Origin of the sequence: Nocardia sp. NBC_00565 (assembly GCF_036345915.1) — a bacterium.
Classification (GTDB): Bacteria; Actinomycetota; Actinomycetes; order Mycobacteriales; family Mycobacteriaceae; genus Nocardia.
In genome coordinates, this window is record NZ_CP107785.1 from 1,131,233 (window position 1) to 1,155,089 (window position 23,857).

The window sequence follows — 23,857 nt, forward strand, 5'->3', positions numbered from 1 at the left end:
GGACGAGCAGACTTGACTCTGCGCGGAAGGTTGGCTAGGCTGGAAAAGTTGCCTCAGCAAGCCCCCCGAGAGAATCTGGGGTCGAACTGTGTGCGTGTGTTCTTTGAGAACTCAATAGTGTGTCGATGAATGTCAGTGCCAAATGTTTTATTTGGTTCCGGCTCCTCAAACCCCCGTTTGGGTGGGTCGGACATTTTTGTCAGCAGATATTTTTTGCTGGCGTTTGATTTTGCCAAGGTTTTCGGACTCTGGTTAATTCTTCTGATTCGCCCTTTTGGGGTTGTTTCAAGAGTCTTCAACGGAGAGTTTGATCCTGGCTCAGGACGAACGCTGGCGGCGTGCTTAACACATGCAAGTCGAGCGGTAAGGCCCTTCGGGGTACACGAGCGGCGAACGGGTGAGTAACACGTGGGTGATCTGCCTCGTACTTCGGGATAAGCCTGGGAAACTGGGTCTAATACCGGATATGACCATGGGATGCATGTCTTGTGGTGGAAAGATTTATCGGTACGAGATGGGCCCGCGGCCTATCAGCTTGTTGGTGGGGTAATGGCCTACCAAGGCGACGACGGGTAGCCGACCTGAGAGGGTGACCGGCCACACTGGGACTGAGACACGGCCCAGACTCCTACGGGAGGCAGCAGTGGGGAATATTGCACAATGGGCGGAAGCCTGATGCAGCGACGCCGCGTGAGGGATGACGGCCTTCGGGTTGTAAACCTCTTTCGACAGGGACGAAGCGCAAGTGACGGTACCTGTAGAAGAAGCACCGGCCAACTACGTGCCAGCAGCCGCGGTAATACGTAGGGTGCGAGCGTTGTCCGGAATTACTGGGCGTAAAGAGCTTGTAGGCGGTCTGTCGCGTCTTCTGTGAAAACTCACAGCTCAACTGTGAGCTTGCAGGGGATACGGGCAGACTAGAGTACTTCAGGGGAGACTGGAATTCCTGGTGTAGCGGTGAAATGCGCAGATATCAGGAGGAACACCGGTGGCGAAGGCGGGTCTCTGGGAAGTAACTGACGCTGAGAAGCGAAAGCGTGGGTAGCGAACAGGATTAGATACCCTGGTAGTCCACGCCGTAAACGGTGGGTACTAGGTGTGGGTTTCCTTCCACGGGATCCGTGCCGTAGCTAACGCATTAAGTACCCCGCCTGGGGAGTACGGCCGCAAGGCTAAAACTCAAAGGAATTGACGGGGGCCCGCACAAGCGGCGGAGCATGTGGATTAATTCGATGCAACGCGAAGAACCTTACCTGGGTTTGACATACACCGGAAACCTGCAGAGATGTAGGCCCCCTTGTGGTCGGTGTACAGGTGGTGCATGGCTGTCGTCAGCTCGTGTCGTGAGATGTTGGGTTAAGTCCCGCAACGAGCGCAACCCTTATCTTATGTTGCCAGCGCGTAATGGCGGGGACTCGTGAGAGACTGCCGGGGTCAACTCGGAGGAAGGTGGGGACGACGTCAAGTCATCATGCCCCTTATGTCCAGGGCTTCACACATGCTACAATGGCCGGTACAGAGGGCTGCGATACCGTGAGGTGGAGCGAATCCCTTAAAGCCGGTCTCAGTTCGGATCGGGGTCTGCAACTCGACCCCGTGAAGTTGGAGTCGCTAGTAATCGCAGATCAGCAACGCTGCGGTGAATACGTTCCCGGGCCTTGTACACACCGCCCGTCACGTCATGAAAGTCGGTAACACCCGAAGCCGGTGGCCTAACCCCTTGTGGGAGGGAGCCGTCGAAGGTGGGATTGGCGATTGGGACGAAGTCGTAACAAGGTAGCCGTACCGGAAGGTGCGGCTGGATCACCTCCTTTCTAAGGAGCACTTCTCCAGAGCCGTTCAACACAGGTTGAATCGTGCCTGGCAGAGACCGTTTAGTCCTCGTTTGTGGGGCTGCGGACGCTCATGGGTGGAACACTGACTAGTTTCGCGCCGGATGGTTCTTCCTCAGTGGAGAATTGGTGGTGAATATATCGGCACACTGTTGGGTCCTGAGAGAACACGCGAGTGTTTCCTCTTAGGCAAGATAACGACGAGACCGGGTGGTTACGCAGACCGCGCTGCTGGAGACAGTGGTGGGCATGGTGGTGATCGAAGCTCGGTTTTGTGTGTTGTTTGAGAACTGCACAGTGGACGCGAGCATCTTTGTTAGTAAGTGTTTAAGAGCGTACGGTGGATGCCTTGGCACCAGGAGCCGATGAAGGACGTAGGAGGCTGCGATAAGCCTCGGGGAGCTGTCAACCGAGCTGAGATCCGAGGATTTCCGAATGGGGAAACCCAGCACGAGTGATGTCGTGTTACCCGCATCTGAATATATAGGGTGTGTGGAGGGAACGTGGGGAAGTGAAACATCTCAGTACCCACAGGAAGAGAAAACAATAGTGATTCCGTGAGTAGTGGCGAGCGAAAGCGGATGAGGCTAAACCAGGGGCATGTGATACCCGGCAGGGGTTGTGTTCTTGGGGTTGTGGGGTCATTCTTCTCAGATCTGCCGGTCTGGGCGACAGTCAGAAACCGTTGTGTTAGTTGAAGTGGTCTGGAACGGCCTGCCATAGACGGTGATAGTCCGGTAAGCGAAAACTCAACGGCTGTTGTGGATGATGCCCGAGTAGCAGCGGGCCCGTGAAATCTGCTGTGAATCTGCCGGGACCACCCGGTAAGCCTGAATACTCCCTGGTGACCGATAGCGGACTAGTACCGTGAGGGAAAGGTGAAAAGTACCCCGGGAGGGGAGTGAAATAGTACCTGAAACCGTGCGCTTACAATCCGTCAGGGCCTGCGCCAACTTCGGTTGGGTGGGTGATGGCGTGCCTTTTGAAGAATGAGCCTGCGAGTTAGTGGCATGTGGCGAGGTTAACCCGTGTGGGGTAGCCGTAGCGAAAGCGAGTCCGAATAGGGCGTTTTGAGTCGCGTGTTCTAGACCCGAAGCGGAGTGATCTACCCATGGCCAGGGTGAAGCGACGGTAAGACGTCGTGGAGGCCCGAACCCACTTAGGTTGAAAACTGAGGGGATGAGTTGTGGGTAGGGGTGAAAGGCCAATCAAACTCCGTGATAGCTGGTTCTCCCCGAAATGCATTTAGGTGCAGCGTCGCGTGTTTCACACCGGAGGTAGAGCTACTGGATGGTCTAGGGGGCCTACAAGCTTACCGAAATCAGCCAAACTCCGAATGCCGGTGTGTGAGAGCGCGGCAGTGAGACTGCGGGGGATAAGCTTCGTAGTCGAGAGGGAAACAGCCCAGATCGCCGGCTAAGGCCCCTAAGCGTGTACTAAGTGGAAAAGGATGTGGAGTCGCGAAGACAACCAGGAGGTTGGCTTAGAAGCAGCCACCCTTGAAAGAGTGCGTAATAGCTCACTGGTCAAGTGATTCTGCGCCGACAATGTAGCGGGGCTCAAGTACACCGCCGAAGCCGCGGCACTCCAACAATACATCCGCCATTCCTTACGGGGGGTGGTGCAGTGGTTGGGGTGGGTAGGGGAGCGTCCTATAGCCATGGAAGCAGCAGCGTGAGCTAGTTGTGGAGGCTATGGGAGTGAGAATGCAGGCATGAGTAGCGAAAGACGAGTGAGAAACTCGTCCGCCGAATGACCAAGGGTTCCTGGGCCAGGTTAATCCGCCCAGGGTGAGTCGGGACCTAAGGCGAGGCCGACAGGCGTAGTCGATGGACAACGGGTTGATATTCCCGTACCCGTGTATCCGCGCCCAATGGCGAATCAGTGGTGCTAAGTATCCAAAAGCGGACCTATCACCTTCGGGTGAAGAGATGTGGCTGCATACGACCCTTGCTGTAGTAGTCAAGCGATGGGGTGACGCAGGAAGGTAGCTGGGCCAGTCAGTGGTTGTACTGGTGTAAGCCTGTAGGGCGTTGTGTAGGTAAATCCGCACAGCATGTGCCTGAGAGGTGATGCGTAGCCGATTGAGGTGAATTCAGTGATCCTATGCTGCCGAGAAAAGCCTCTAGTGAGTTGGTACACGGCCCGTACCCCAAACCGACACAGGTGGTCAGGTAGAGAATACTGAGGCGATCGAGAGAACTGTGGTTAAGGAACTCGGCAAAATACCTCCGTAACTTCGGGAGAAGGAGGGCCTTGTCTGGTGAACACCCTTGCGGTGGGAGCTGGGTGGGGTCGCAGAGACCAGTGAGAAGCGACTGTTTACTAAAAACACAGGTCCGTGCGAAGTCGTAAGACGATGTATACGGACTGACGCCTGCCCGGTGCCGGAAGGTTAAGAGGACCGGTTAGCCAGTAATGGCGAAGCTGAGAATTTAAGCCCCGGTAAACGGCGGTGGTAACTATAACCATCCTAAGGTAGCGAAATTCCTTGTCGGGTAAGTTCCGACCTGCACGAATGGCGTAACGACTTCTCAGCTGTCTCAACCACAGACTCGGCGAAATTGCATTACGAGTAAAGATGCTCGTTACGCGCGGCAGGACGAAAAGACCCCGGGACCTTCACTATAGCTTGGTATTGGTGTTCGGTACGGTTTGTGTAGGATAGGTGGGAGACTGTGAAGCATGCACGCTAGTGTGTGTGGAGTCGTCGTTGAAATACCACTCTGATCGTATTGGACTTCTAACCTCGGACCATGATCTGGTTCAGGGACAGTGCCTGGTGGGTAGTTTAACTGGGGCGGTTGCCTCCTAAAATGTAACGGAGGCGCCCAAAGGTTCCCTCAGCCTGGTTGGCAATCAGGTGTCGAGTGCAAGTGCACAAGGGAGCTTGACTGTGAGAGTGACAGCTCGAGCAGGGACGAAAGTCGGGACTAGTGATCCGGCACCGGCAAGTGGAAGCGGTGTCGCTCAACGGATAAAAGGTACCCCGGGGATAACAGGCTGATCTTCCCCAAGAGTCCATATCGACGGGATGGTTTGGCACCTCGATGTCGGCTCGTCGCATCCTGGGGCTGGAGTAGGTCCCAAGGGTTGGGCTGTTCGCCCATTAAAGCGGCACGCGAGCTGGGTTTAGAACGTCGTGAGACAGTTCGGTCTCTATCCGCCGCGCGCGTCAGAAACTTGAGGAAGGCTGTCCCTAGTACGAGAGGACCGGGACGGACGAACCTCTGGTGTGCCAGTTGTCCTGCCAAGGGCACTGCTGGTTAGCTACGTTCGGAAGGGATAACCGCTGAAAGCATCTAAGCGGGAAGCCTGTTCCAAGATGAGGTTTCTCACCACCTTCGAGTGGTTAAGGCCCCCCACAGACCATGGGGTTGATAGGCCAGAACTGGAAGCCCGGTAACGGGTGTAGGTGACTGGTACTAATCGGCCGAGGACTTACCAACAAAGAAGCTACGCGTCCACTGTGCGGTATCTGAAACAACACACAGACACTGCGGCAGACACAAGGTCTGCAACCCCTTTTTTCTTTTGGGGTTGTCGGGTTTTGTGTCAGCGCTGTTGTGTGGATAGTTTCATAGAGTTACGGCGGCTATAGCGGTGGGGAAACGCCCGGTCCCATTCCGAACCCGGAAGCTAAGGCCACCTGCGCCGATGGTACTGCACTCGACAGGGTGTGGGAGAGTAGGACACCGCCGGAACATCCTTCACGATAGGGGACCCAAACTTGGGTCCCCTATCGTCGTTTTTGCACCCATATCTACGCCGTGTTCGGGCCCGACCGCCGACACGTGATTGAATTCAGGGGTTCGACCACCTCTGGCGGAACCTAGAAAGGGGCCACCGTGTCGGAACAGAACGACGGCCGGAAGTCCTTCCGGCGGGGCGGTCCCGAGCACGGGGACTCCACCGACCGGTCTAACTCCGGCGACCGAGGCGGCTTCAAACGTAGCGGTGACTCGAGCCAGCGCGGATCGAACGATCGCGGCTTCAACCGCCGCGGCGATTCGGATGATCGCAGCGGCTCGGGCGACCGAGGCAACTCCGGTGACCGCGGCAGCGCGGGCGACCGCAGTGGTTTCAAACGCGGCAACTCCGGCGAGCGCGGCGGTTTCAACCGCGATGATTCCGGCAGTGGTAACTCCGATGAGCGCGGCGCCGCCGATCGCGGAGGTTCCGGAGGTGCTGGCAGTCGTGGAGACTCCGGGGAGCGCGGTGGTTTCAAACGCGGCGGTTCGGGCGGCAGTGGAGATTCCGGCGGCCGTGGCGGTTTCAATCGCGGTGATTCCGGTGACCGCCGAGGCTTCGATCGCGGTGCTTCGGGTGATCGTGGGGGATTCAAGCGTTCCGGTGACTCGGGTGACCGCGGCGGCTTCAATCGCGGCGGTTCCGGCGAGCGCGGCGGCTTCAAACGTAGCGGCGATTCGGGCCAGCGTAGCGACGTAGGTGACCAAGGCGGGTCCAACCGGCGTGACTCCGGTGACCGGACTGGCGCCGGTGAGCGCAGTGGTTTCAACCGTGGTGACTCCGGTGATCGGAGTGGTTTCAACCGTGGCACTTCCGGTGAGCGCGGAGGATTCAAGCGCCCCGGAGATTCCGGTGACCGTGGCGGCTCGAGCCGACGCGAAGACTCGAGTCATCGTGGCGGTTTCGACCGCGGCGGTGATTCGGCTGAGCGTGGTGGTTTTAAACGCGGTGGCGATTCGGCTGAGCGTGGTGGTTTCAAACGCGGCGGCGATACTGGTCAGCGCGGTGATTCCGGTGATCGTGGCGGCTACAGCCGCAGCGCTTCCGGTGAGCGTGGTGGTTCCGGCGACCGTGGTGGTTTCAACCGTGGTGGTTCTGGGGAGCGCGGCGGATTCAAGCGCGGTGGTGACTCGAGTCAACGTGGCGAGGGCAGCGAGCGCGGTGGGGTCAACCGGCGCGATGATGCCGGCCAGCGTGGGGGTTTCAACCGCGGTGGCGACGCCGGTGGGCGGGGCGATGCCGGGCAGCGTGGTGGCTTCAATCGTGGCGATGACTCGGCGGACCGCCGGCGGGGCGGCGAAGGCACACGTACCGGCGGCGGCTCGGCCGAGCGTCGTCCGCCGCGGCCGGAAGAGCCGGATCTGCCGGATGACGTGCAGGCCACGGATCTCGAACCCGAGGTTCGTCGCGACCTGCTCAGCCTGGACAAGAGCAACGCCGAGGCAGTCGCCCGCCACCTCGTGATGGCGGCCCGACTGATCGATGACGACCCACGTCTCGCCCTGGCCCACGCACGGGCGGCCCGCCAACGTGCCGGTCGCATCGCCGTGGTCCGCGAAACAGCTGGCGTCACCGCCTATCACGCGGGCGAATGGGCCGAGGCCCTCTCCGAACTGCGTACGGCTCGCCGCATGTCCGGTGGCTCCGGTCTGCTCGCCGTGATGGCGGACTGTGAACGCGGTCTCGGCCGCCCCGAACGCGCCATCGAACTAGGCCGCAGCGACGAGGCCCGCGCCCTGCGTGGCGACGAGGCCACCGAACTGCGCATCGTCGTCGCCGGAGCCCGCATGGACCTCGGCCAATACGACCAGGCCGTGGTAACCCTGCAAACCTCGGAACTCGACCCGTCCCGCACCGGTTCCGCCGCCGCCCGCCTCTTCTACGCCTACGCCGACGCCCTGGTCGCCGCAGGCCGCACCGACGAGGGCCTCACCTGGTTCCTCAACGCCGCCGCCGCCGACCTCGACGGCGAAACCGACGCCGAAGAACGCGCCGAAGAACTCACCGGCGACACCGACGTGTAGTTGCCCGGCCGCCGACACCGAACTGTCGGATCGCCCGTCGACACGGCGTTGCCCGAAGTCATCAGGCATCGACGAATAGCTCGTCTACCGACTTTGCGCCGAGCGCACGATCGAACCATCCGTCCAGACGGTCGTTGTCGGCGCACGCCAGAATCCGTGCGCGGCCCCGTTCGTCACAGGGACCTGGCGTTGATCCAGTACCCGCATGATGTGCGGATGGCGGTGTCGTGCAACTCGCCGGCAATCTGGGCGGGTGTTCGGAAAACAGTGGGGGCGCCCGCCGGTCGATGCCGTCATTTTCGTGTCGGTGGGCTGGCGTAGGGTGCAGATGTCTCGGTTCTTGCCGAGCAACTGTGGGCTGAGCGATCGACGGTCGCAGGGCGAACATCGGCAAGATGCCGGTCGGTGACATGGAGTGAGAGTGGTGTGAAGCGGCTACGAGATCGGTACGAAGCCCTGCTGCTAGATCTGGATGGCACGCTGTATCGCGGGCCCGAGGTGATCGCGGGGGCGCCGGAGGCGTTGGCGGATTCTGTTGTGGCGCAACGGCTCGTGTATGTCACGAACAATGCGAGTCGTGGTCCGGACGCGGTTGCGCGGCACTTGGCCGAACTCGGGTTCGCGGCGCATACCGATGATGTCGTGACCAGTGCGCAGGCGGCGGCGCGGCTGCTGACGGAGCGGCTCGATCCCGGCGCGACGGTATTGATCGTCGGCACCGATGACCTGGCCAAAGAGGTGGACGCGGTCGGTCTGCGGTCGATCCGTCGCTTCAACGGTGTCGCGCCCGATGCTGTCGTACAAGGACATTCGCCCGAAACCGCCTGGCCGGATCTGGCCGAGGCGGCCTACGCGCTTAGCGCGAACGCCTTGTGGGTCGCCGCCAATACCGATAAGACGTTGCCGAACGAGCGCGGACTCGCGCCCGGCAACGGCGCGATGGTCGCGGCCCTGCGTGCGGCCTCGGGACGCGAGCCGCTAGTGGCGGGCAAACCATATGCGCCACTACTGGAGGACGCCTTGGTCCGGGCGGGTACGCGCAGTGCCCTGGTGGTGGGCGACCGCCTGGACACCGATATCGAGGGCGCCAACCGCATCGGCCTCGAATCGCTGCTGGTCCTGACCGGTGTGAGCACGCTCGACGAGCTGCGCGACGCTCCTGCCGAGTTCATCCCGACCTACGTCTCGGAATCGCTGGACGCACTGAACTACCCGCCGGTCGAGGGTGACGCGGATCCGAACGTGAGCGACCTCGCCGCCGACTTGGCGCAACGCTTACGGCAGAACCCGGGACGGGCCGTGACGGTGCGCGCGTCGGGTTCGGAAATCCGATAGCGTTGACCCCACGATGACTACTCCGATGCCTCGCCCGAATGGACCCGGGATGCCCGGCCCCGGCGCGAACGGACCCCGTCCCGGGCCGCCGCTGCCCGGCCAGCATCTGCCGGGTGCGCAAGGGCGCCCGGAGCCGGCCGATCCGGCCAAGATCCGGGCCGAGGTCGACGGTCTGCTCGCCGAACTCGACATCCGAACGGGAATGGTCGACAACTCCGAATCCGGCGTCGATATCACCCGGCGCGCCCGCATCCTGGAGCAGGCACACGAGGTGCTCGTTCAGGCCCTGGCTACGGTGGACAAGATCTGAGGTGGCCAGGCGCGCGCGGGTGGACGCCGAATTGGTTCGCCGCGGATTGGCGCGATCGCGGGAGCACGCGGTCGAGCTGATCGGCGCGGGCCGCGTCCTGATTGCCGGCACGGTCGCGGTGAAACCGGCGACCGCCGTCGAGGCGGGCACGCCGTTGATCGTGCGTGCAGAGCCCGATGAGGTGTCGTGGGCGTCGCGCGGTGCGCACAAACTGCTCGGGGCACTCGCGGCATTCGAACCGCAGGGATTGACCGTCGCGGGTAAGCGTTGTCTGGACGCCGGTGCGTCGACCGGCGGCTTCACCGATGTGCTGCTCTCGAAACAGGCGCGCGAGGTCGTCGCCGTCGATGTCGGCTACGGCCAGTTGATCTGGCGTCTGCAGAACGACGACCGGGTTCGGGTGTTGGACCGCACCAACGTCCGCGCCATCGCCCCCGAATCCATCGGCGGCACCGTCGAACTCGTGGTCGGCGATCTGTCGTTCATCTCGCTGAATCTGGTGCTGCCCGCGCTCGCGGCCTGTTCCGCGCCGGGCGCCGATCTGCTGCCCATGGTGAAGCCCCAGTTCGAGGTGGGTAAGGAACGGGTAGGCTCCGGCGGTGTGGTGCGGGATCCCGCATTGCGCGCCGAGGTGGTGCGCGATGTCGCGGCCGCCGCCGCCGAGTTGGGGTTGCGCACCGCCGGGGTGGTGGCCAGCCCGCTGCCGGGCCCGTCGGGCAATGTCGAATACTTTGTGTGGCTGCGTAAGGACGGGCAGTTCGAGTACAACGGCGAGCAGGTCGCGGCCCTCGTCGAGCGTGCGGTTGAGGAGGGTCCACAGTGAACGCGATGACGCCCGCCGAATCCCGGGAGATTCTGCTGGTTTCGCATCCGGGCCGGGCGGAGATCATCGAAACCGCCCATCGCGTGGCGAAGATCTTCGCGGACGCGGGCATCGGACTGCGCGTGCTCGCGGACGAGGCGGACAGCACCCGGTTCGATGTCGATGTCGATTGCGAACCCAACGGGCCTGGCACGACCGCCGTCGCGGAGCCCGGCGGATATCCGGCTCGGGTGGTCGAGCACTGTCCGGACGCGGCGATCGGCTGCGAGATGGTGCTGGTACTCGGTGGCGACGGCACCTTCCTGCGCGCCGCCGAACTCGCCAGGCCCGCCGGAGTGCCGGTGTTGGGAATCAATCTGGGGCGCATCGGATTTCTGACCGAGGCCGAGGCCGAACACCTCGATGAGGCACTGGCGAGCGTGGTGCGCGGTGAATACCGCATCGAACATCGGATGACCATCGACGTCACCGTCCGCGTGGACGACGAGATCGTCGAAACCGGTTGGGCGCTCAACGAAGCCAGCATCGAGAACGCCTCGCGGATGGGCGTGCTCGAGGTGGTGCTCGAGGTCGACGGCCGCCCGGTTTCACAATTCGGTTGCGACGGCATCCTCATCTCCACCCCGACCGGTTCGACCGCCTACGCGTTCTCCGCGGGCGGCCCGGTGGTGTGGCCGGAACTCGAAGCGCTGCTGGTGATTCCGAGCAACGCGCACGCCCTGTTCGCGCGTCCGCTGGTGACCAGCCCGGAATCCAGAATCGCCGTCGAATCCGTTGCGACGGGCCATGATGCGATAGTTTTCCTGGATGGCAGGCGCACCCTCGCCCTCCCGAAGGGCGGGCGGGTCGAGGCGGTCCGCGGCGCCGAACCGGTGCGGTGGGTGCGGTTGGACTCCGCGCCGTTCGCGGACCGGATGGTGCGCAAGTTCCAATTGCCCGTGACAGGCTGGCGTGGCCGACGGCGGACGGAGAGCACACGTGCTGACAGAGATCAGGATTGACGGCCTTGGCGTCATATCCACCGCCACTGCGCAATTCCACGAGGGTCTGACGGTTCTCACCGGCGAGACCGGTGCCGGTAAGACCATGGTGGTGACCAGTCTGCACCTGCTCAGCGGTGCGCGGGCCGATGCGGGCCGCGTCCGGTTGGGTGCGGCGCGAGCGGTGGTCGAGGGGCGGTTCACCGTCGACGAGGTGAATTCGACGGCGCAGAAGCAGGTGCGGGAAGTTCTGGAATCGGCTGCGGCCGAGGCCGATGAGGACGGCACGATTATCGCGATCCGCACTGTCGGCAGCGACGGACGCTCGCGCGCGCACCTGGGTGGGCGTGGCGTACCCGCCTCCGTCCTCGCGGATTTCACCGCTCCGCTGCTGACCGTGCACGGCCAGAACGACCAGTTGCGGCTGCAGCGTCCGGATCAGCAGCTCTTCGCGCTGGATCAGTTCGCGGTCGATTCGGTCGGCTCGCTGCTGCGTAAGTACCAGGTGCAGCGGCGATCCTGGCTCGATGCCCGCACCGAACTGCTCGAACGCACCGCGCGCAGTAGGGAACTCGCGCTCGAGGCCGACCGGCTGAAGCATTCGCTGTCCGAAATCGACGCCATCGCACCGGAACCCGGTGAGGATGTGCGCATCGTCGACGAGGTACGGCGGCTCAGTGATCTGGATTCGCTGCGTGAGGCCGCCGCGGTCGCACACGACGCGCTGGCCGGTCCCGCTGATTCGCCCGAAGACGGTTCGGGCGCACTGGAATTGCTCGGCGCCGCGCGCGCCCGCATCGAATCGGCCGATGATCCGGCGCTGACCGTGCTCGGGCCGCGGCTCGGCGAGGCCATTGCGGTGGTCGTCGATCTGACCACCGAACTCAGTGGCTATCTCTCGGATCTGCCGTCGGATCCGGGCGCTTTGGATTCGCTGCTCACCCGGCAGGCCGAACTCAAATCGCTGACCCGCAAGTACGCGCCGGATATCGACGGGGTGATCGCCTGGGCGGAGGATGCGCGTGCGCGTCTCGGCTCGCTCGATGTTTCCGAAGGGGCGTTGGCCGCATTGGCCGCCGAGGTGGATATCGCCGCGGAACGAGTCCGCGAGGCGGCGCGCAAATTGACTGCCGCACGGACCAAGTCGGCGGGCAAACTCGCCGCGGCGGTGAGCACCGAACTCGGTGGTCTCGCGATGGGGAAGGCGAAGCTCGAGGTCGTGGTGCGGCCGGTGCCCGCGAGCCCGCAGGACTCGGCGCCGCTGACGGTGGACGGCCAGGAACTGCATGCGGGTTCGACCGGTGTCGACGAGGTGGAGTTCCGGCTGTCGGCGCATTCTGGTGCGCAGTCATTGCCGTTGAGCAAGAGCGCATCCGGTGGTGAGCTGTCGCGCGTGATGCTGGCGCTGGAGGTGGTGCTCGCCAGCTCGGATCACGGCGCGACCATGGTCTTCGACGAGGTCGACGCCGGTGTCGGCGGCCGGGCCGCGGTCGAGATCGGCCGCAGGCTGGCCCGGCTCGCACGCACCCATCAGGTGATCGTGGTGACGCACCTGCCACAGGTCGCGGCGTTCGCCGACACCCATCTGGTGGTGGACAAGTCCGATGACGGCAAGGGCAAGGTCAACAGCGGCGTTCGCGCGTTGACCAAGGATGAGCGCGTCATCGAACTGGCCCGCATGCTGGCCGGTCTCGACGACACCGAGACCGGCCGCGCGCATGCGGAGGAGCTGCTCGAAACCGCCCGCTCCGAACGCACTCTCGCCTAGCTGTTCAGCGCAGCGCCTTCTGGGCGCCCTTGATGAACTGGTTGATGAGGTTCTTGAGGCCGAATTCGAGGACCTTGGCGGGGACAGGGAGGCTGGGCTCGGACTCCATCGTGTAGGAGACCAGGGTGCCGTTGTCGACGTCGGTGAAGGTAATGGTGCCGACGTGCCGCTTCACCGGGGCGCCCTTGATGATCTTGTACTCCATGAGCTCGCCGGGGACCAGCTTGGTGGTCTCCTCGACGATGCCGACTCCGCCCTTGCCGATGAGGTATTGCGCGCCGACGCCGTTAGGTGTGGGCGTGCCGGGCGTCTTCAAGGTGAAGTCCACCGGGATGTAGGGGTTGATGCCGTCCCGCTCGGTGAAGAACTTGTAGACGGCATCGCGCGGGGCCGCGATCACTGCGTCAACGGTGCTGCTGGCCATAGTGTCTCCTCTTCGAGATATCTGTGACCCGCAGCATACGGGTACTATCTCGGATCCTTGTGAGCCGTGTCACGGGCGTCACATACCGCATATCGCGCGAATCGGTGTTTCGCCACGTTCGAGTCGGCTCATTCGGATGGATCGTCATGCGTTATTCCTGTTATCACAGTGACGAATGTGGTAGATGGTTCGGCGCGCCTCCACCATTGGTTGAGGGTTTACGGCCAGGATCGGGCCCATGAAGATGTTGGGGTTGTTGGCGAAGAACACCGCAGCGCTCCCCGGGCTGACCGGGATAGCGCGGGTCGACCGCAACACCAGGCGTCTGCTGAAGCGGGTCGCGCCCGGTGATGTCGTGATACTCGATGAGATGGATCTGGATCGGCTCACCGCCGATCTGCTGGTCGAGGCGGGTGTGGTCGCGGTGATCAATACCTCGCCGTCGATCTCGGGCCGCTACCCCAATCTGGGACCGGAAGTTTTGGTCGCCAACGGGATCTTGCTACTGGATGCGGTGAGCTCGGATGCATTCAAGATCAAGGACGGCACCAAGGTTCGCATCGATGAGGGCGTCGTTTACGCCGACAAGCTGGTCAGGAAGGAGCCCGAGGCCCTTGTCACGGGCATCGACCTGACCGAATCCGATATCGCGGAGCGGATGATCGCGGCGCGCAACGGCCTCGCCGATCATCTGGAGGCCTTCGCGGGCAATACGATCGAGTTCATCCGCACCGAGAGTGCGCTGCTCATCGACGGCATCGGCGTGCCGGAGCTCGAGCTCACCATGAAGCACCGGCATGTGGTCGTGGTGGCCGATGGCCCGGACCACGCGGAGGATCTCAAGCGGCTCAAGCCGTTCCTCAAGGAGTACGCGCCGATCATGGTCGGCGTCGGTCGTGGCGCGGACACGCTGATGAAGCGGGGTTACCGACCCGATCTGATCATCGGCGACCCGGACGAAATCACCACCGCCACTTTGAAATCCGGCGCCGAGGTGATCCTGCCCGCCGACACCGACGGCCACGCCAAGGGCTTGGAAAGGATCCAGGATCTCGGCATCGGCGCGACGACCTTCCCGTCCTCCGGCGCACCCGCCGACCTGGCCCTGCTGCTGGCCCACCATCACGGCGCCTCGCTGATCGTGACCGCGGGCGCACCCGCCTCGCTGGATGACTTCTTCGATCGCGGCCGCCGCGACAGCAATCCGGCCACCTTCCTCACCCGGCTGAAAGTCGGCACGAAACTGATGGACGCCAAGGCCGTCGCCACGCTCTACCGCAACCGGGTCTCCGGTACCGCCATCGCGATGGTCGTACTCGCCGCCCTGATCGCGGTGATCGTGGCCATGCTCGCCTCGAATATGGGCACCGAGGCGCTGGACTGGGCCACCGATACCTGGAACCGATTCGCGCTGTGGGCCCAGGGCCTAGCGGGCGCGGGAGGGAACTGATGATTTCGTCCCGGCAGCACGTGGTTTCGATCGTCGCGATCTTCCTGGCCCTCGCCGTCGGCGTGGTACTCGGGTCGCAGACCGTCGCGGCGGACCTGCTGTCCGGACTGCGCGCGGACAAGACGGATCTGCGCAAACAACTCGATGTGGCCACCGTTCAGAACCGGCGGCTCACCGACGAGAACAATGCCGCGGACCAGTTCATCGCCGGATCGGCCGCCCGGATTCTGGCCGGCACGCTCACCGACCGCAGCGTCGTGGTCTTCACGACCCCCGACGCCGAACCCACCGACGTCGAGGCCGTGACCAAGAACCTCGAAACCTCCGGTGCCACCGTGACCGGGCGTATCGCGCTCACCGACGCCTTCGTCGACGCCTCCGAGGGCGACCGGATGCGCACCGCGCTCACCAATGTCATTCCGGCGGGCGCGCAGCTGCGCACCGGCCAGGTCGACCAGGGCAGTATGGCGGGGGATCTGCTCGGCCTGGTGCTGCTGCTCGACCCCGCGAACGCGCAACCGCGCAGCACCCCAGAGGAACTGAGTCTGGTGCTGGAGACTTTGCGCGGCGGCGGTTTCCTCGCCTACGGCGATACCCCGGCTCATCCCGCGAACCTCGCGGTGGTCGTCACCGGCAACGGCGCGAAGTCCAGCGATAACAGCCAGGGCAGCAATATCGCCCGATTCGCGGGCGCGCTGCGCGGCCGGGGTGCGGGTACGGTCCTCGCCGGCCGATCCGGTGCGGCCGACAATCCGGGACCGATCGCGATCATCCGGTCGGACGCCGCGCTGGCCACCGCCGTCACCACCGTCGACAACCTCGACCGCGAGATCGGCCGCGTCACCGCCGTCCTCGGCCTGAGTGAACAGCTCAGCGGCGGGGCGGGCCGATACGGAACGGGCACCAAGGCGACCTCTCTCACACTCGCCGCCCTGCCCGTCAGCTGATCCGCCGCACCGGCGACGCCCCGTGCTGCGAACATGTCGCGTGGTGTCGACTCGATCGATCGCAGCGACTCGGCGGCAAACGTGCGTGGCGGGTGATCAGCCCCGCATTTCCGTGTTACCGTGAAGACCCGTGGGTCATACACGGAATCAGGCGCGAACGGCCACGAAGCACATCTTCGTCAGCGGTGGTGTCGCCTCCTCATTGGGTAAGGGTCTTACCGCTTCCAGCCTCGGTCAGCTGCTGACCGCGCGCGGACTGCGGGTGACCATGCAGAAACTCGACCCGTACTTGAACGTCGATCCGGGCACCATGAATCCGTTCCAGCACGGAGAAGTGTTCGTCACCGAAGACGGCGCCGAGACCGATCTCGACGTCGGCCACTATGAGCGGTTCCTCGATCGGGACCTGTCCCGGGACGCGAATGTGACTACCGGGCAAATCTATTCGTCGGTGATCGCCAAGGAGCGGCGCGGCGAATATCTCGGTGACACGGTGCAGGTGATCCCGCACATCACCGACGAGATCAAGAGTCGCGTACTCGCCATGCAGGGCCCGGATCTACAAGGGCAGGTGCCCGATGTGGTGATCACCGAAATCGGTGGCACCGTCGGCGATATCGAATCGCAGCCCTTCCTCGAGGCGGCCCGCCAGATCCGCCATGACGTGGGGCGCGACAACGTCTTTTTCCTGCACGTGTCGCTGGTGCCCTACCTCGCGCCCTCGGGTGAGCTCAAGACCAAGCCGACCCAGCACTCGGTGGCCGCGCTGCGCAATATCGGTATCCAGCCCGACGCGCTGATCCTGCGGTGCGATCGCGAGGTGCCGCAGGCGCTGAAGAGCAAGATCGCGCTGATGTGCGACGTCGATGTCGACGCCTGCATCTCGACCCCGGACGCGCCGTCGATCTACGACATCCCCAAGGTGCTGCATCGCGAGGGGCTCGACGCGTACGTGGTGCGCAGGCTCGGACTGCCGTTCCGGGATGTGGACTGGACGGTGTGGGGCGATCTGCTCGATCGAGTGCACCAGCCGCGCGAGACCGTCGAGGTCGCGTTGGTCGGCAAGTATGTCGATCTGCCCGATGCCTACCTGTCGGTCACCGAGGCGCTGCGCGCGGGCGGGTTCGCCTCGCGAGCCAAGGTGAATATCCGCTGGGTGCAGTCCGATGAGTGCGAGACCGCGGCGGGCGCGCAGGCGGCACTGCGCGACGTGGACGCGGTGCTGATTCCTGGCGGGTTCGGTATCCGTGGTATTGAGGGCAAGGTCGGCGCCATCAAATACGCACGCACCAGGGGACTTCCGCTGCTCGGATTGTGTCTCGGTCTGCAGTGCGTGGTCATCGAGGCCGCGCGATCGGTCGGTTTGACCGAGGCGAACTCGGCCGAATTCGAGCCGGACACACCGCATCCGGTGATCTCCACGATGGCCGATCAGAAGGAGATCGTCGCTGGTGAGGCCGATCTCGGCGGCACCATGCGGCTCGGCGCGTACCCGGCGACGCTGACGAAGGGGTCGGTCGTCGCGCACGCCTACGGTGCCGAGCAGGTTTCCGAGCGGCACCGGCACCGCTATGAGGTGAACAATGCCTACCGCGACAAGATCGCGACCAGCGGTTTGAAGTTCAGCGGCACCTCGCCCGATGGGCATCTGGTCGAATTCGTCGAGCTGCCCGCGGACAAGCACCCGTTCTTCGTGGCCACCCAGGCGCATCCCGAGCTCAAGAGCCGCCCGACCCGGCCGCATCCGCTGTTCGCGGCGCTGATCTCGGCGGCGCTGAAATATAAACTGGCCGAGCGGCTTCCGGTTGATATCCCGGACGAAGAGTTCGCGAACGCAGATCAGGCATAGTAGATGAGTGATAACGGGGGAGTCCGGCCAGGCAGCCACGACTTCGAGACGGTGGCGAGCAAGACCGCGTACAGCGGCGCCATCCTCGCATTGCGGCTCGACCAGGTGGCGATGCCCGGCGGACGGGTCGTCGAGCGTGAGGTGATCGAGCACCACGCGGCGGTCGCGGTCGCGGCCATCGATGACGCCGACAATGTGGTGTTGATCAGGCAGTACCGGCATCCGCTCGGGACCAGGCTGCTCGAGCTGCCCGCTGGTCTGCTCGATGTGCCCGGCGAGGATCCGCTCGAAGCGGCCAAGCGTGAGTTGGCCGAGGAGACCGGATTGGCCGCCAGGGAATGGGCGGTGCTGGTGGATGTCGCGCTCTCGCCCGGGTTCACCGATGAGGCACTGCGCGTGTATGCCGCGCGGGGGCTGTACGAAACCGACCGTCCGGAGCCGGAATTGGAGGAAGCGGACCTGGAACTGGTCCGCATGCCGGTCAACGAGGCCGTGCGGGCCGCGCTGGCCGGTGAGATCGTGAATGCCACGGCGGTCGCGGGTGTACTCGCCCTCGCGGCCGCCAGAGCGGGCGGGACCGAGCTGCGACGCGCGGACGCGCCGTGGCCGGGACAGCCGACCGCGTTCCTGCGCCGCAAGGCGGCGCGGCAGTCCGAAAACTGACCGGCCGGTGCTCGCGCGGGAACTGGACGCCTACCTCGACCACCTTGCGGTCGAGCGCGGCGCCGCGCGCAACACCCTCGGCGCCTATCGCCGTGACCTCGACCGGTATCGGGATTTCCTGGCGGGGCGCGGTATCACCGGACTCGAGCAGGTGAGTGAGGCCGATGTCGCCGAATTCACGATGGTGTTACGGGCGGGTGGGAACAGGCACCCGCCGCTGGCCGCCAGTTCGGTGGCCCGCGCGTTGATCGCGGTGCGCGGGTTGCATCGCTTCGCGGCGGCCGAGGGGATGACGAGTACCGATGTCGCGCATGCGGTGAAACCGCCGGCGCCGGGGCGCAGGCTGCCGAAAGCGCTGCCGTACGACCAGGTGTTGCGGTTGCTGGAGGCCGCGGGCGGCGGGCCGATGGATGCCGCGGATCCCACGGCCGGTGGCCCCGGAACCGACGGCGGGCCGCGCGGATTGCGGGATCGGGCGCTGCTCGAGCTGCTGTATTCGACCGGGGCGCGAATATCGGAGATGGTCGGGCTCGATGTCGACGATCTCGATATCGAGGAACGCGCTGTGGTGTTGCACGGCAAGGGCGGTAAGCAGCGCATGGTGCCGATCGGCAGACCCGCGCTCGCCGCGGTCGACGCCTATCTGGTGCGCGGCAGACCGGTTCTCGCCGCCAACGGGAAAGGCAATGCGGGCGCGCTGTTCCTGAACGCGCGTGGCGGCCGGTTGTCTCGGCAAAGTGCGTGGCAGGTCCTGCAGGCCGCCGCCGAGCGCGCGGGCATCGGCGCCACCGTCTCTCCGCACACCCTGCGCCATTCCTTCGCAACGCATTTGCTCGACGGCGGCGCCGATGTCCGCGTGGTCCAAGAACTTCTGGGCCACGCCTCGGTGACGACCACCCAGATCTACACCCTGGTCACGGTCAACACGCTGCGCGAAGTCTGGGCCACCGCGCACCCCCGCGCCCGCTAGACCACACCTGCTCCCGGGTACCGTGCAGACTGATCGAAGTGGCGTCAGGGGAGTGAACGCTCGCGCAGGTAAACGCGGGTGCCGCGTGTCCGAGCGTAGGTCTTGCGCCGTCAAGCGGTAGCGTCTATCGAGAGCTGGACCGTACGAAAGCGAGGTCGGGCCTGATCGGCCTCGCTACGCTCGGGCCAGACGCGCCGGAGACAGAGGGCGACGGCAACGGGCAGGAACGTATAAGGAGCAGCGGATCGTGACAACAGCCGGTGCGGCAGAGCCGCCGATGAGTGCTGGGGCGCAGCCGCTTACGGGTCCCCGGACGGGTCCGTACTCGGAGGCCGCGGCGGAGACGCTGTGGGGCAACGGCGCCGAACCCGTCCCAGAAGACGCGGCGCTCGGTCCCACCGGGCGTCCACTACGTGCCGTACCCGACCCGCCGCCGGTCGACCGGCACGGTGATGCCTTGATCGTCGCCATGTGCAATCAGAAGGGCGGCGTCGGCAAGACCACTTCGACCATCAATCTGGGCGCCGCGCTCGCGGAATTCGGCCGCCGAGTACTGCTGGTCGACTTGGACCCGCAGGGTGCGCTGTCGGCGGGATTGGGTGTGGCCCACCACGATCTCGACTTGACGGTGCACAACCTGCTCATCGGGTCCAAGTACTCCATCGACGAGGTCCTGACGCCGACCCGCGTCGAGAATTTGGATCTGCTGCCCAGCAATATCGATCTGTCGGCCGCGGAAATCCAGCTGGTCAACGAGGTCGGCCGGGAGCAGACGCTGGGCCGCGCGCTGGAACCGGTGCGCGACCGCTACGACTACATCCTCATCGACTGCCAGCCCTCACTCGGCCTGCTCACGGTGAACGCGCTGGCCTGTTCGGACGGCGTGATCATTCCGATGGAGTGCGAGTACTTCTCGCTGCGCGGGCTGGCATTGCTCAACGACACCGTGGAAAAGGTGCGCGACCGTCTCAACCCGCGCCTGAGCCTGTACGGCATCGTGGTGACCATGTTCGATGCGCGGCTATTACATTCACGTCAGGTCATGGCGCGCGTCGTCGAGGTGTTCGGCGAACTGGTGTACGACACGGCGATCTCGCGGACCGTGCGTTTTCCCGATGCCAGCGTCGCGGGTGAACCCATCACCACGTGGGCGCCGAAATCAGGTGGGGCCGAAGCATATCGGGCGATGGCGCGGGAAGTCATCCACCGGTCCGGCCGGTGATCGGCGGCACGGAACCGGCGCCATCGAATACAGATACGCTCGGCTCGGAGTCACGTACGTCTGGTGGGGTCGCGGCCACCGAACCCGACGCCGAGCGTATTTCCGCTGTCGTGCAGGATGATCCCGCGGTCAGTGGAGACGACTCGGATGACTCGGCGGGGGATTTCGGCGTATCTGCGGGCGGTGCCGCGCCGAGTGATTCCGGCGCGGCACCCGACGGCCGTCCGGCACCGGACCACCCTGCGGCACCGGAGCAGAAGTCCGGGTTTCAGCTGCGGCTGAGTAACTTTCAGGGGCCGTTCGATCTGCTGTTGAGCCTGATCAGCTCGCGCAAGCTCGATGTCACCGAGGTCGCGCTGCATCAGGTGACCGACGAATTCATCGCCTACACCAAGGCTTTGACCGCCAGCATCGGGCAGCAGGACACGCTGCGCGCGGACAAGATCCTGGATCAGACCACCGAATTCCTGGTCGTCGCCGCCACCTTGCTCGATCTCAAGGCGGCGCGACTGCTGCCCTCGGGTGAGGTGACCGACGCCGAGGATCTGGAATTGCTCGAGGCGCGCGACCTGCTCTTCGCCCGACTGCTGCAATACCGCGCGTTCAAACAGGTCGCCGAACTGCTCGGGGAACTGGAAGCGGTGGCGCTGCGGCGGTATCCGCGCGCGGTCGGCCTGGAGGACCGCTTCGCCGAACTGCTGCCCGAGGTTACGCTGGGGGTGGACGCCCACGAATTCGCCGCGATCGCCGCCGCGGCCTTCCGGCCCCGACCGGCGCCCAAAGTCGGACTCGACCATCTGCACCAGCACGCCTTCTCGGTTGCCGAACAGGCCGCGCTCGTGCTCGAACAGCTCAAACTGCGCGGACCGGGCGGCTGGACGACCTTCGGCGAACTGGTCGCCGACTGCGATGTGCCCATCCAGATCGTCGCCCGCTTCCTGGCCCTGCTCGAGCTGTACCGAGGCAAGACGATCGAGTTCGACCAGCCGGACCCGCTCGGACCGCTGTCGGTCAGCTGGACCGGCGATCCGAAGGACGAGACGCCCGACACTGTGACCATCGAGGAGGATTACGGGTGAGTGAGCGCACCGACGATGCGGCACCTGTGGAGCGCAACGGTGTCGAGCATCACGGCGCGGTCGTGAGCGAGGGAATCGACGGCGCGTCTTCGGGCACCGCCGCAGTCGACGACGCATCGGCGTCGGACCCAGCATCCGCCGATACGGAAGTACCGGGTGCCGACCAGCCGGCGCCCAGCCAGGGCGATGAGGCCGATTCTGCGGACGCAGTGGCGGACCTCACCCTCGAGCCGCTCGACGACGACGAATTCCGGTCCGCGCTGGAGGCGATGTTGCTCATCGTGGACGCTCCCGCCCCGGTAGAGCTGCTGGCCGACGCCCTGCAGGACAATCCGGCGCGGGTGGAGCGGGCACTGCACGAAATGTCGGCGGAACTGTCCGCGCGGGCCAGCGGCATCGACCTGCGTTTCGTGGGAGACGGCTGGCGCTTCTATACTCGCAGCGAGTACGCACCATATGTGGAACGGATGCTGCTCGATGGCGCCAGGTCGAAATTGACCAGGGCGGCATTGGAAACATTGGCGGTGGTGGCATACCGCCAACCGGTGACCCGGACCAGGGTCAGCGCGGTGCGCGGCGTGAACGTCGACGGCGTGATGCGAACCCTGCTGGCTCGCGGACTGATCGCCGAGGCCGGGGTCGACCCGGAGACGAACGGCACGCAGTACTGCACGACCGAACTGTTCCTGGAACGGATCGGACTCCCGTCGCTGACCGATCTGCCAGCACTGGCGCCCCTACTGCCGGGCGTCGACCTGATCGATGAGATCAACGAGAGCTTGGATACGGACCCCCGTTACACCAGGCTGAAGAAACCCGCCGCGACCGATTTGGATCTCGGTACCGAAGACTGACAGGACAACATGAATACGCCCGCTCGCCGAGATGGCACACCGGATCGTAGGAACAGAAGCGACCAGCCCGCCAGGGGCGGCGCAGGCCGAAACGCCCGAGACGCGCGTTCGGCACAACGGGGAGGCACGCAGCGCGGGGCCTCATGGGGAGGCTCCGAGCGCGGCTCGTCGCAAGGGGGCTACCGGGGGAACACGCAGGACGGCGGCTACCGCGGCTCGTCCCGTAGCGACGGCGGCTACCGCGACTCGTCGCCGGGCGGCTCGCGTGGTTCGTCGCAAGGCGGCGGTTACCGGGGCTCCTCGCAGGATGACGGCGGTTATCGCGGTTCGTCGCAAGGGAACTCGCGTAGCTCCTCGCAAGGTGGTTACCGTGGGGCGCAGGGAGGTCGCGGGCCGCAGAGTGACCGTGGTTCGTCGCCAGGTGGCGGCTACCGGGGGAACTCGCAGGGCGACAGCGGTTATCGCGGCTCTCAGGACCGGCGCGGCTCGTCGCAGGGCGGCGGTTATCGCGGCTCCTCGCAAGGCGATGGCGGCTACCGCGGGTCGTCGGGCGATGGTGGTTATCGTGGTGCTTCGCAGGGCGATCGCGCGCAAGGTGGCTATCGCAGCGGTTCTTCGGATGCCCAACGCGGTTCTGCCGCAAGGGGTTCCGCCCAAGGCGCACCGCAGCGGCGCGCGGCGGCCCCGTCGGTTCCGGCCAAGAAGGTCAAGAACCCCAAGCCGCAGCGCAAGGTCGTCTCGGCCCCGATGCTGAGCAATGCCAAGCCCGCCAAGAAACAGCACGTCGAGGCTCCGGCCGAGGGCGGCCACGAGAAGATGCCGTGGGGCGAGGGTGAACGGCTGCAGAAGGTGCTGGCCAAGGCCGGTGTCGCCTCGCGCCGCGCCGCCGAGGAGATGATCGCCCAGGGCCGTGTCGAGGTCGACGGCGCCATCGTCACCGAGCAGGGCCTGCGGATCGATCCGCAGAACGCCGTGGTTCGCGTCGACGGCACCCGCGTGATGGTGCGCGAGGAACTCGTGCACCTGGCGCTGAACAAGCCCAAGGGCTGGCAGTCCACCATGTCCGACGATCTGGGCCGTCCGTGTGTCGGCGATATCGTCGCCGAGCGCATCGCGGCCGGTCAGCGCCTGTTCCACGTCGGCAGGCTGGACGCCGACACCGAGGGCCTGCTGCTGCTCACCAATGATGGCGATCTCGCGCACCGGCTCATGCACCCGTCCTTCCAGGTGGAGAAGACCTATCTCGCGACGGTCAACGGTGAGGTGCACAAGGGGATCGGCAAGCGCCTCAAGGACGGCGTCGAACTCGAGGACGGCCCGGCCAAGGTGGACAGGTTCCAGGTGCTGGAGATCAATGAGGGACGTTCTCTGGTCAAGATCGTGTTGCACGAAGGGCGCAAGCACATCGTGCGCCGACTGCTCGACGCGGTCGGCCATCCGGTGACCCGGTTGGTGCGCACCAATATCGGTCCGGTCGCGCTCGGCGATCAACGGCCTGGCACGCTGCGTGTGATCGGTCGCGATGAAGTCGGCAAACTGTATGAGGCGGTGTCGTTGTGAACGGTGTGGAGATTCCC

Annotated in this window: 15 protein-coding genes, 3 rRNA genes and 1 pseudogene; 18 read left to right on the forward strand and 1 reads right to left on the reverse strand. The window is 64.6% G+C overall.

The features are described 5' to 3' along the window. Positions 1–295 precede the first annotated feature (295 nt). The 9 genes and pseudogenes from OG874_RS05560 to recN all read left to right on the forward strand — a co-directional run bounded on the left by OG874_RS05560 (position 296) and on the right by recN (position 12,822). Positions 296–1,814, forward strand: a 16S ribosomal RNA gene (locus tag OG874_RS05560). 335 nt (positions 1,815–2,149) lie between these two features. Continuing rightward, positions 2,150–5,281, forward strand: a 23S ribosomal RNA gene (locus OG874_RS05565). Positions 5,282–5,419: 138 nt separating this feature from the next. After that, positions 5,420–5,536, forward strand: a 5S ribosomal RNA gene (gene rrf, locus OG874_RS05570). Together the 16S, 23S and 5S rRNA genes form the textbook arrangement of a ribosomal RNA operon. A gap of 1,035 nt (positions 5,537–6,571) precedes the next feature. After that, positions 6,572–7,606, forward strand: a pseudogene (locus OG874_RS05575) (tetratricopeptide repeat protein); the annotation flags it as partial. Between the two features lie 405 nt (positions 7,607–8,011). Next, positions 8,012–8,941, forward strand: a complete 930-nt coding sequence (locus tag OG874_RS05580) for an HAD-IIA family hydrolase (protein ID WP_442943295.1) — start codon at positions 8,012–8,014, stop codon at positions 8,939–8,941. A gap of 13 nt (positions 8,942–8,954) precedes the next feature. Continuing rightward, entirely contained in the window at positions 8,955–9,251 is a 297-nt protein-coding gene (locus OG874_RS05585) for a hypothetical protein (RefSeq protein WP_330254053.1), read from the forward strand. Between the two features lies 1 nt (position 9,252). After that, entirely contained in the window at positions 9,253–10,074 is an 822-nt protein-coding gene (locus OG874_RS05590; RefSeq protein ID WP_330254054.1) for a TlyA family RNA methyltransferase, read from the forward strand. Positions 10,075–10,079: 5 nt separating this feature from the next. Beyond that, positions 10,080–11,075 (forward strand): NAD kinase, encoded by a 996-nt coding sequence (locus OG874_RS05595; protein ID WP_330257190.1) that lies wholly within the window; start codon positions 10,080–10,082, stop codon positions 11,073–11,075. Further along, entirely contained in the window at positions 11,053–12,822 is a 1,770-nt protein-coding gene (gene recN / locus OG874_RS05600; protein WP_330254055.1) for a DNA repair protein RecN, read from the forward strand. The genes OG874_RS05595 and recN overlap by 23 nt, the downstream gene beginning before the upstream one ends. 4 nt (positions 12,823–12,826) lie before the next feature. On the opposite strand, the gene OG874_RS05605 is transcribed toward recN, so the two are convergent. Next, positions 12,827–13,246, reverse strand: a complete 420-nt coding sequence (locus OG874_RS05605) for an SRPBCC family protein (protein ID WP_330254056.1) — start codon at positions 13,244–13,246, stop codon at positions 12,827–12,829. Positions 13,247–13,484: 238 nt separating this feature from the next. Between OG874_RS05605 and steA the strand changes: the two genes are divergently transcribed. The 9 genes from steA (at position 13,485) to OG874_RS05650 (ending at position 23,840) form a co-directional block, all read left to right on the forward strand. Then, positions 13,485–14,696 (forward strand): putative cytokinetic ring protein SteA, encoded by a 1,212-nt coding sequence (steA, locus tag OG874_RS05610; protein WP_330254057.1) that lies wholly within the window; start codon positions 13,485–13,487, stop codon positions 14,694–14,696. Continuing rightward, positions 14,696–15,643, forward strand: coding sequence for a copper transporter (locus tag OG874_RS05615; RefSeq protein WP_330254058.1), 948 nt, complete (start codon positions 14,696–14,698; stop codon positions 15,641–15,643). The genes steA and OG874_RS05615 overlap by 1 nt, the downstream gene beginning before the upstream one ends. Positions 15,644–15,773: 130 nt before the next feature. Beyond that, positions 15,774–17,492, forward strand: a complete 1,719-nt coding sequence (locus OG874_RS05620) for a CTP synthase (protein ID WP_330254059.1) — start codon at positions 15,774–15,776, stop codon at positions 17,490–17,492. Positions 17,493–17,495: 3 nt separating this feature from the next. Next, entirely contained in the window at positions 17,496–18,155 is a 660-nt protein-coding gene (locus OG874_RS05625; RefSeq protein WP_330254060.1) for an NUDIX hydrolase, read from the forward strand. Between the two features lie 7 nt (positions 18,156–18,162). Then, positions 18,163–19,125, forward strand: a complete 963-nt coding sequence (xerD, locus tag OG874_RS05630) for a site-specific tyrosine recombinase XerD (protein WP_330254061.1) — start codon at positions 18,163–18,165, stop codon at positions 19,123–19,125. Positions 19,126–19,402: 277 nt separating this feature from the next. Continuing rightward, positions 19,403–20,347, forward strand: coding sequence for a ParA family protein (locus OG874_RS05635; RefSeq protein WP_330257191.1), 945 nt, complete (start codon positions 19,403–19,405; stop codon positions 20,345–20,347). A gap of 272 nt (positions 20,348–20,619) precedes the next feature. Further along, entirely contained in the window at positions 20,620–21,426 is an 807-nt protein-coding gene (locus tag OG874_RS05640; RefSeq protein ID WP_330257192.1) for a segregation and condensation protein A, read from the forward strand. Between the two features lie 209 nt (positions 21,427–21,635). Next, positions 21,636–22,280 (forward strand): SMC-Scp complex subunit ScpB, encoded by a 645-nt coding sequence (gene scpB / locus OG874_RS05645; protein WP_330257193.1) that lies wholly within the window; start codon positions 21,636–21,638, stop codon positions 22,278–22,280. A gap of 747 nt (positions 22,281–23,027) precedes the next feature. Then, positions 23,028–23,840, forward strand: coding sequence for a pseudouridine synthase (locus OG874_RS05650; protein WP_442943296.1), 813 nt, complete (start codon positions 23,028–23,030; stop codon positions 23,838–23,840). Positions 23,841–23,857: the final 17 nt, after the last annotated feature.

Coding starts and splice junctions, on each gene's coding strand:
- OG874_RS05605 (WP_330254056.1), bottom strand. CDS start 13,246: ATGGCCAGCAGCACCGTTGACGCAGTGATCGCGGCCCCGCGCGATGCC.
- OG874_RS05650 (WP_442943296.1), top strand. CDS start 23,028: ATGCTGAGCAATGCCAAGCCCGCCAAGAAACAGCACGTCGAGGCTCCG.
- OG874_RS05615 (WP_330254058.1), top strand. CDS start 14,696: ATGATTTCGTCCCGGCAGCACGTGGTTTCGATCGTCGCGATCTTCCTG.
- steA (WP_330254057.1), top strand. CDS start 13,485: ATGAAGATGTTGGGGTTGTTGGCGAAGAACACCGCAGCGCTCCCCGGG.
- OG874_RS05625 (WP_330254060.1), top strand. CDS start 17,496: ATGAGTGATAACGGGGGAGTCCGGCCAGGCAGCCACGACTTCGAGACG.
- OG874_RS05635 (WP_330257191.1), top strand. CDS start 19,403: ATGAGTGCTGGGGCGCAGCCGCTTACGGGTCCCCGGACGGGTCCGTAC.
- OG874_RS05595 (WP_330257190.1), top strand. CDS start 10,080: ATGACGCCCGCCGAATCCCGGGAGATTCTGCTGGTTTCGCATCCGGGC.
- OG874_RS05585 (WP_330254053.1), top strand. CDS start 8,955: ATGACTACTCCGATGCCTCGCCCGAATGGACCCGGGATGCCCGGCCCC.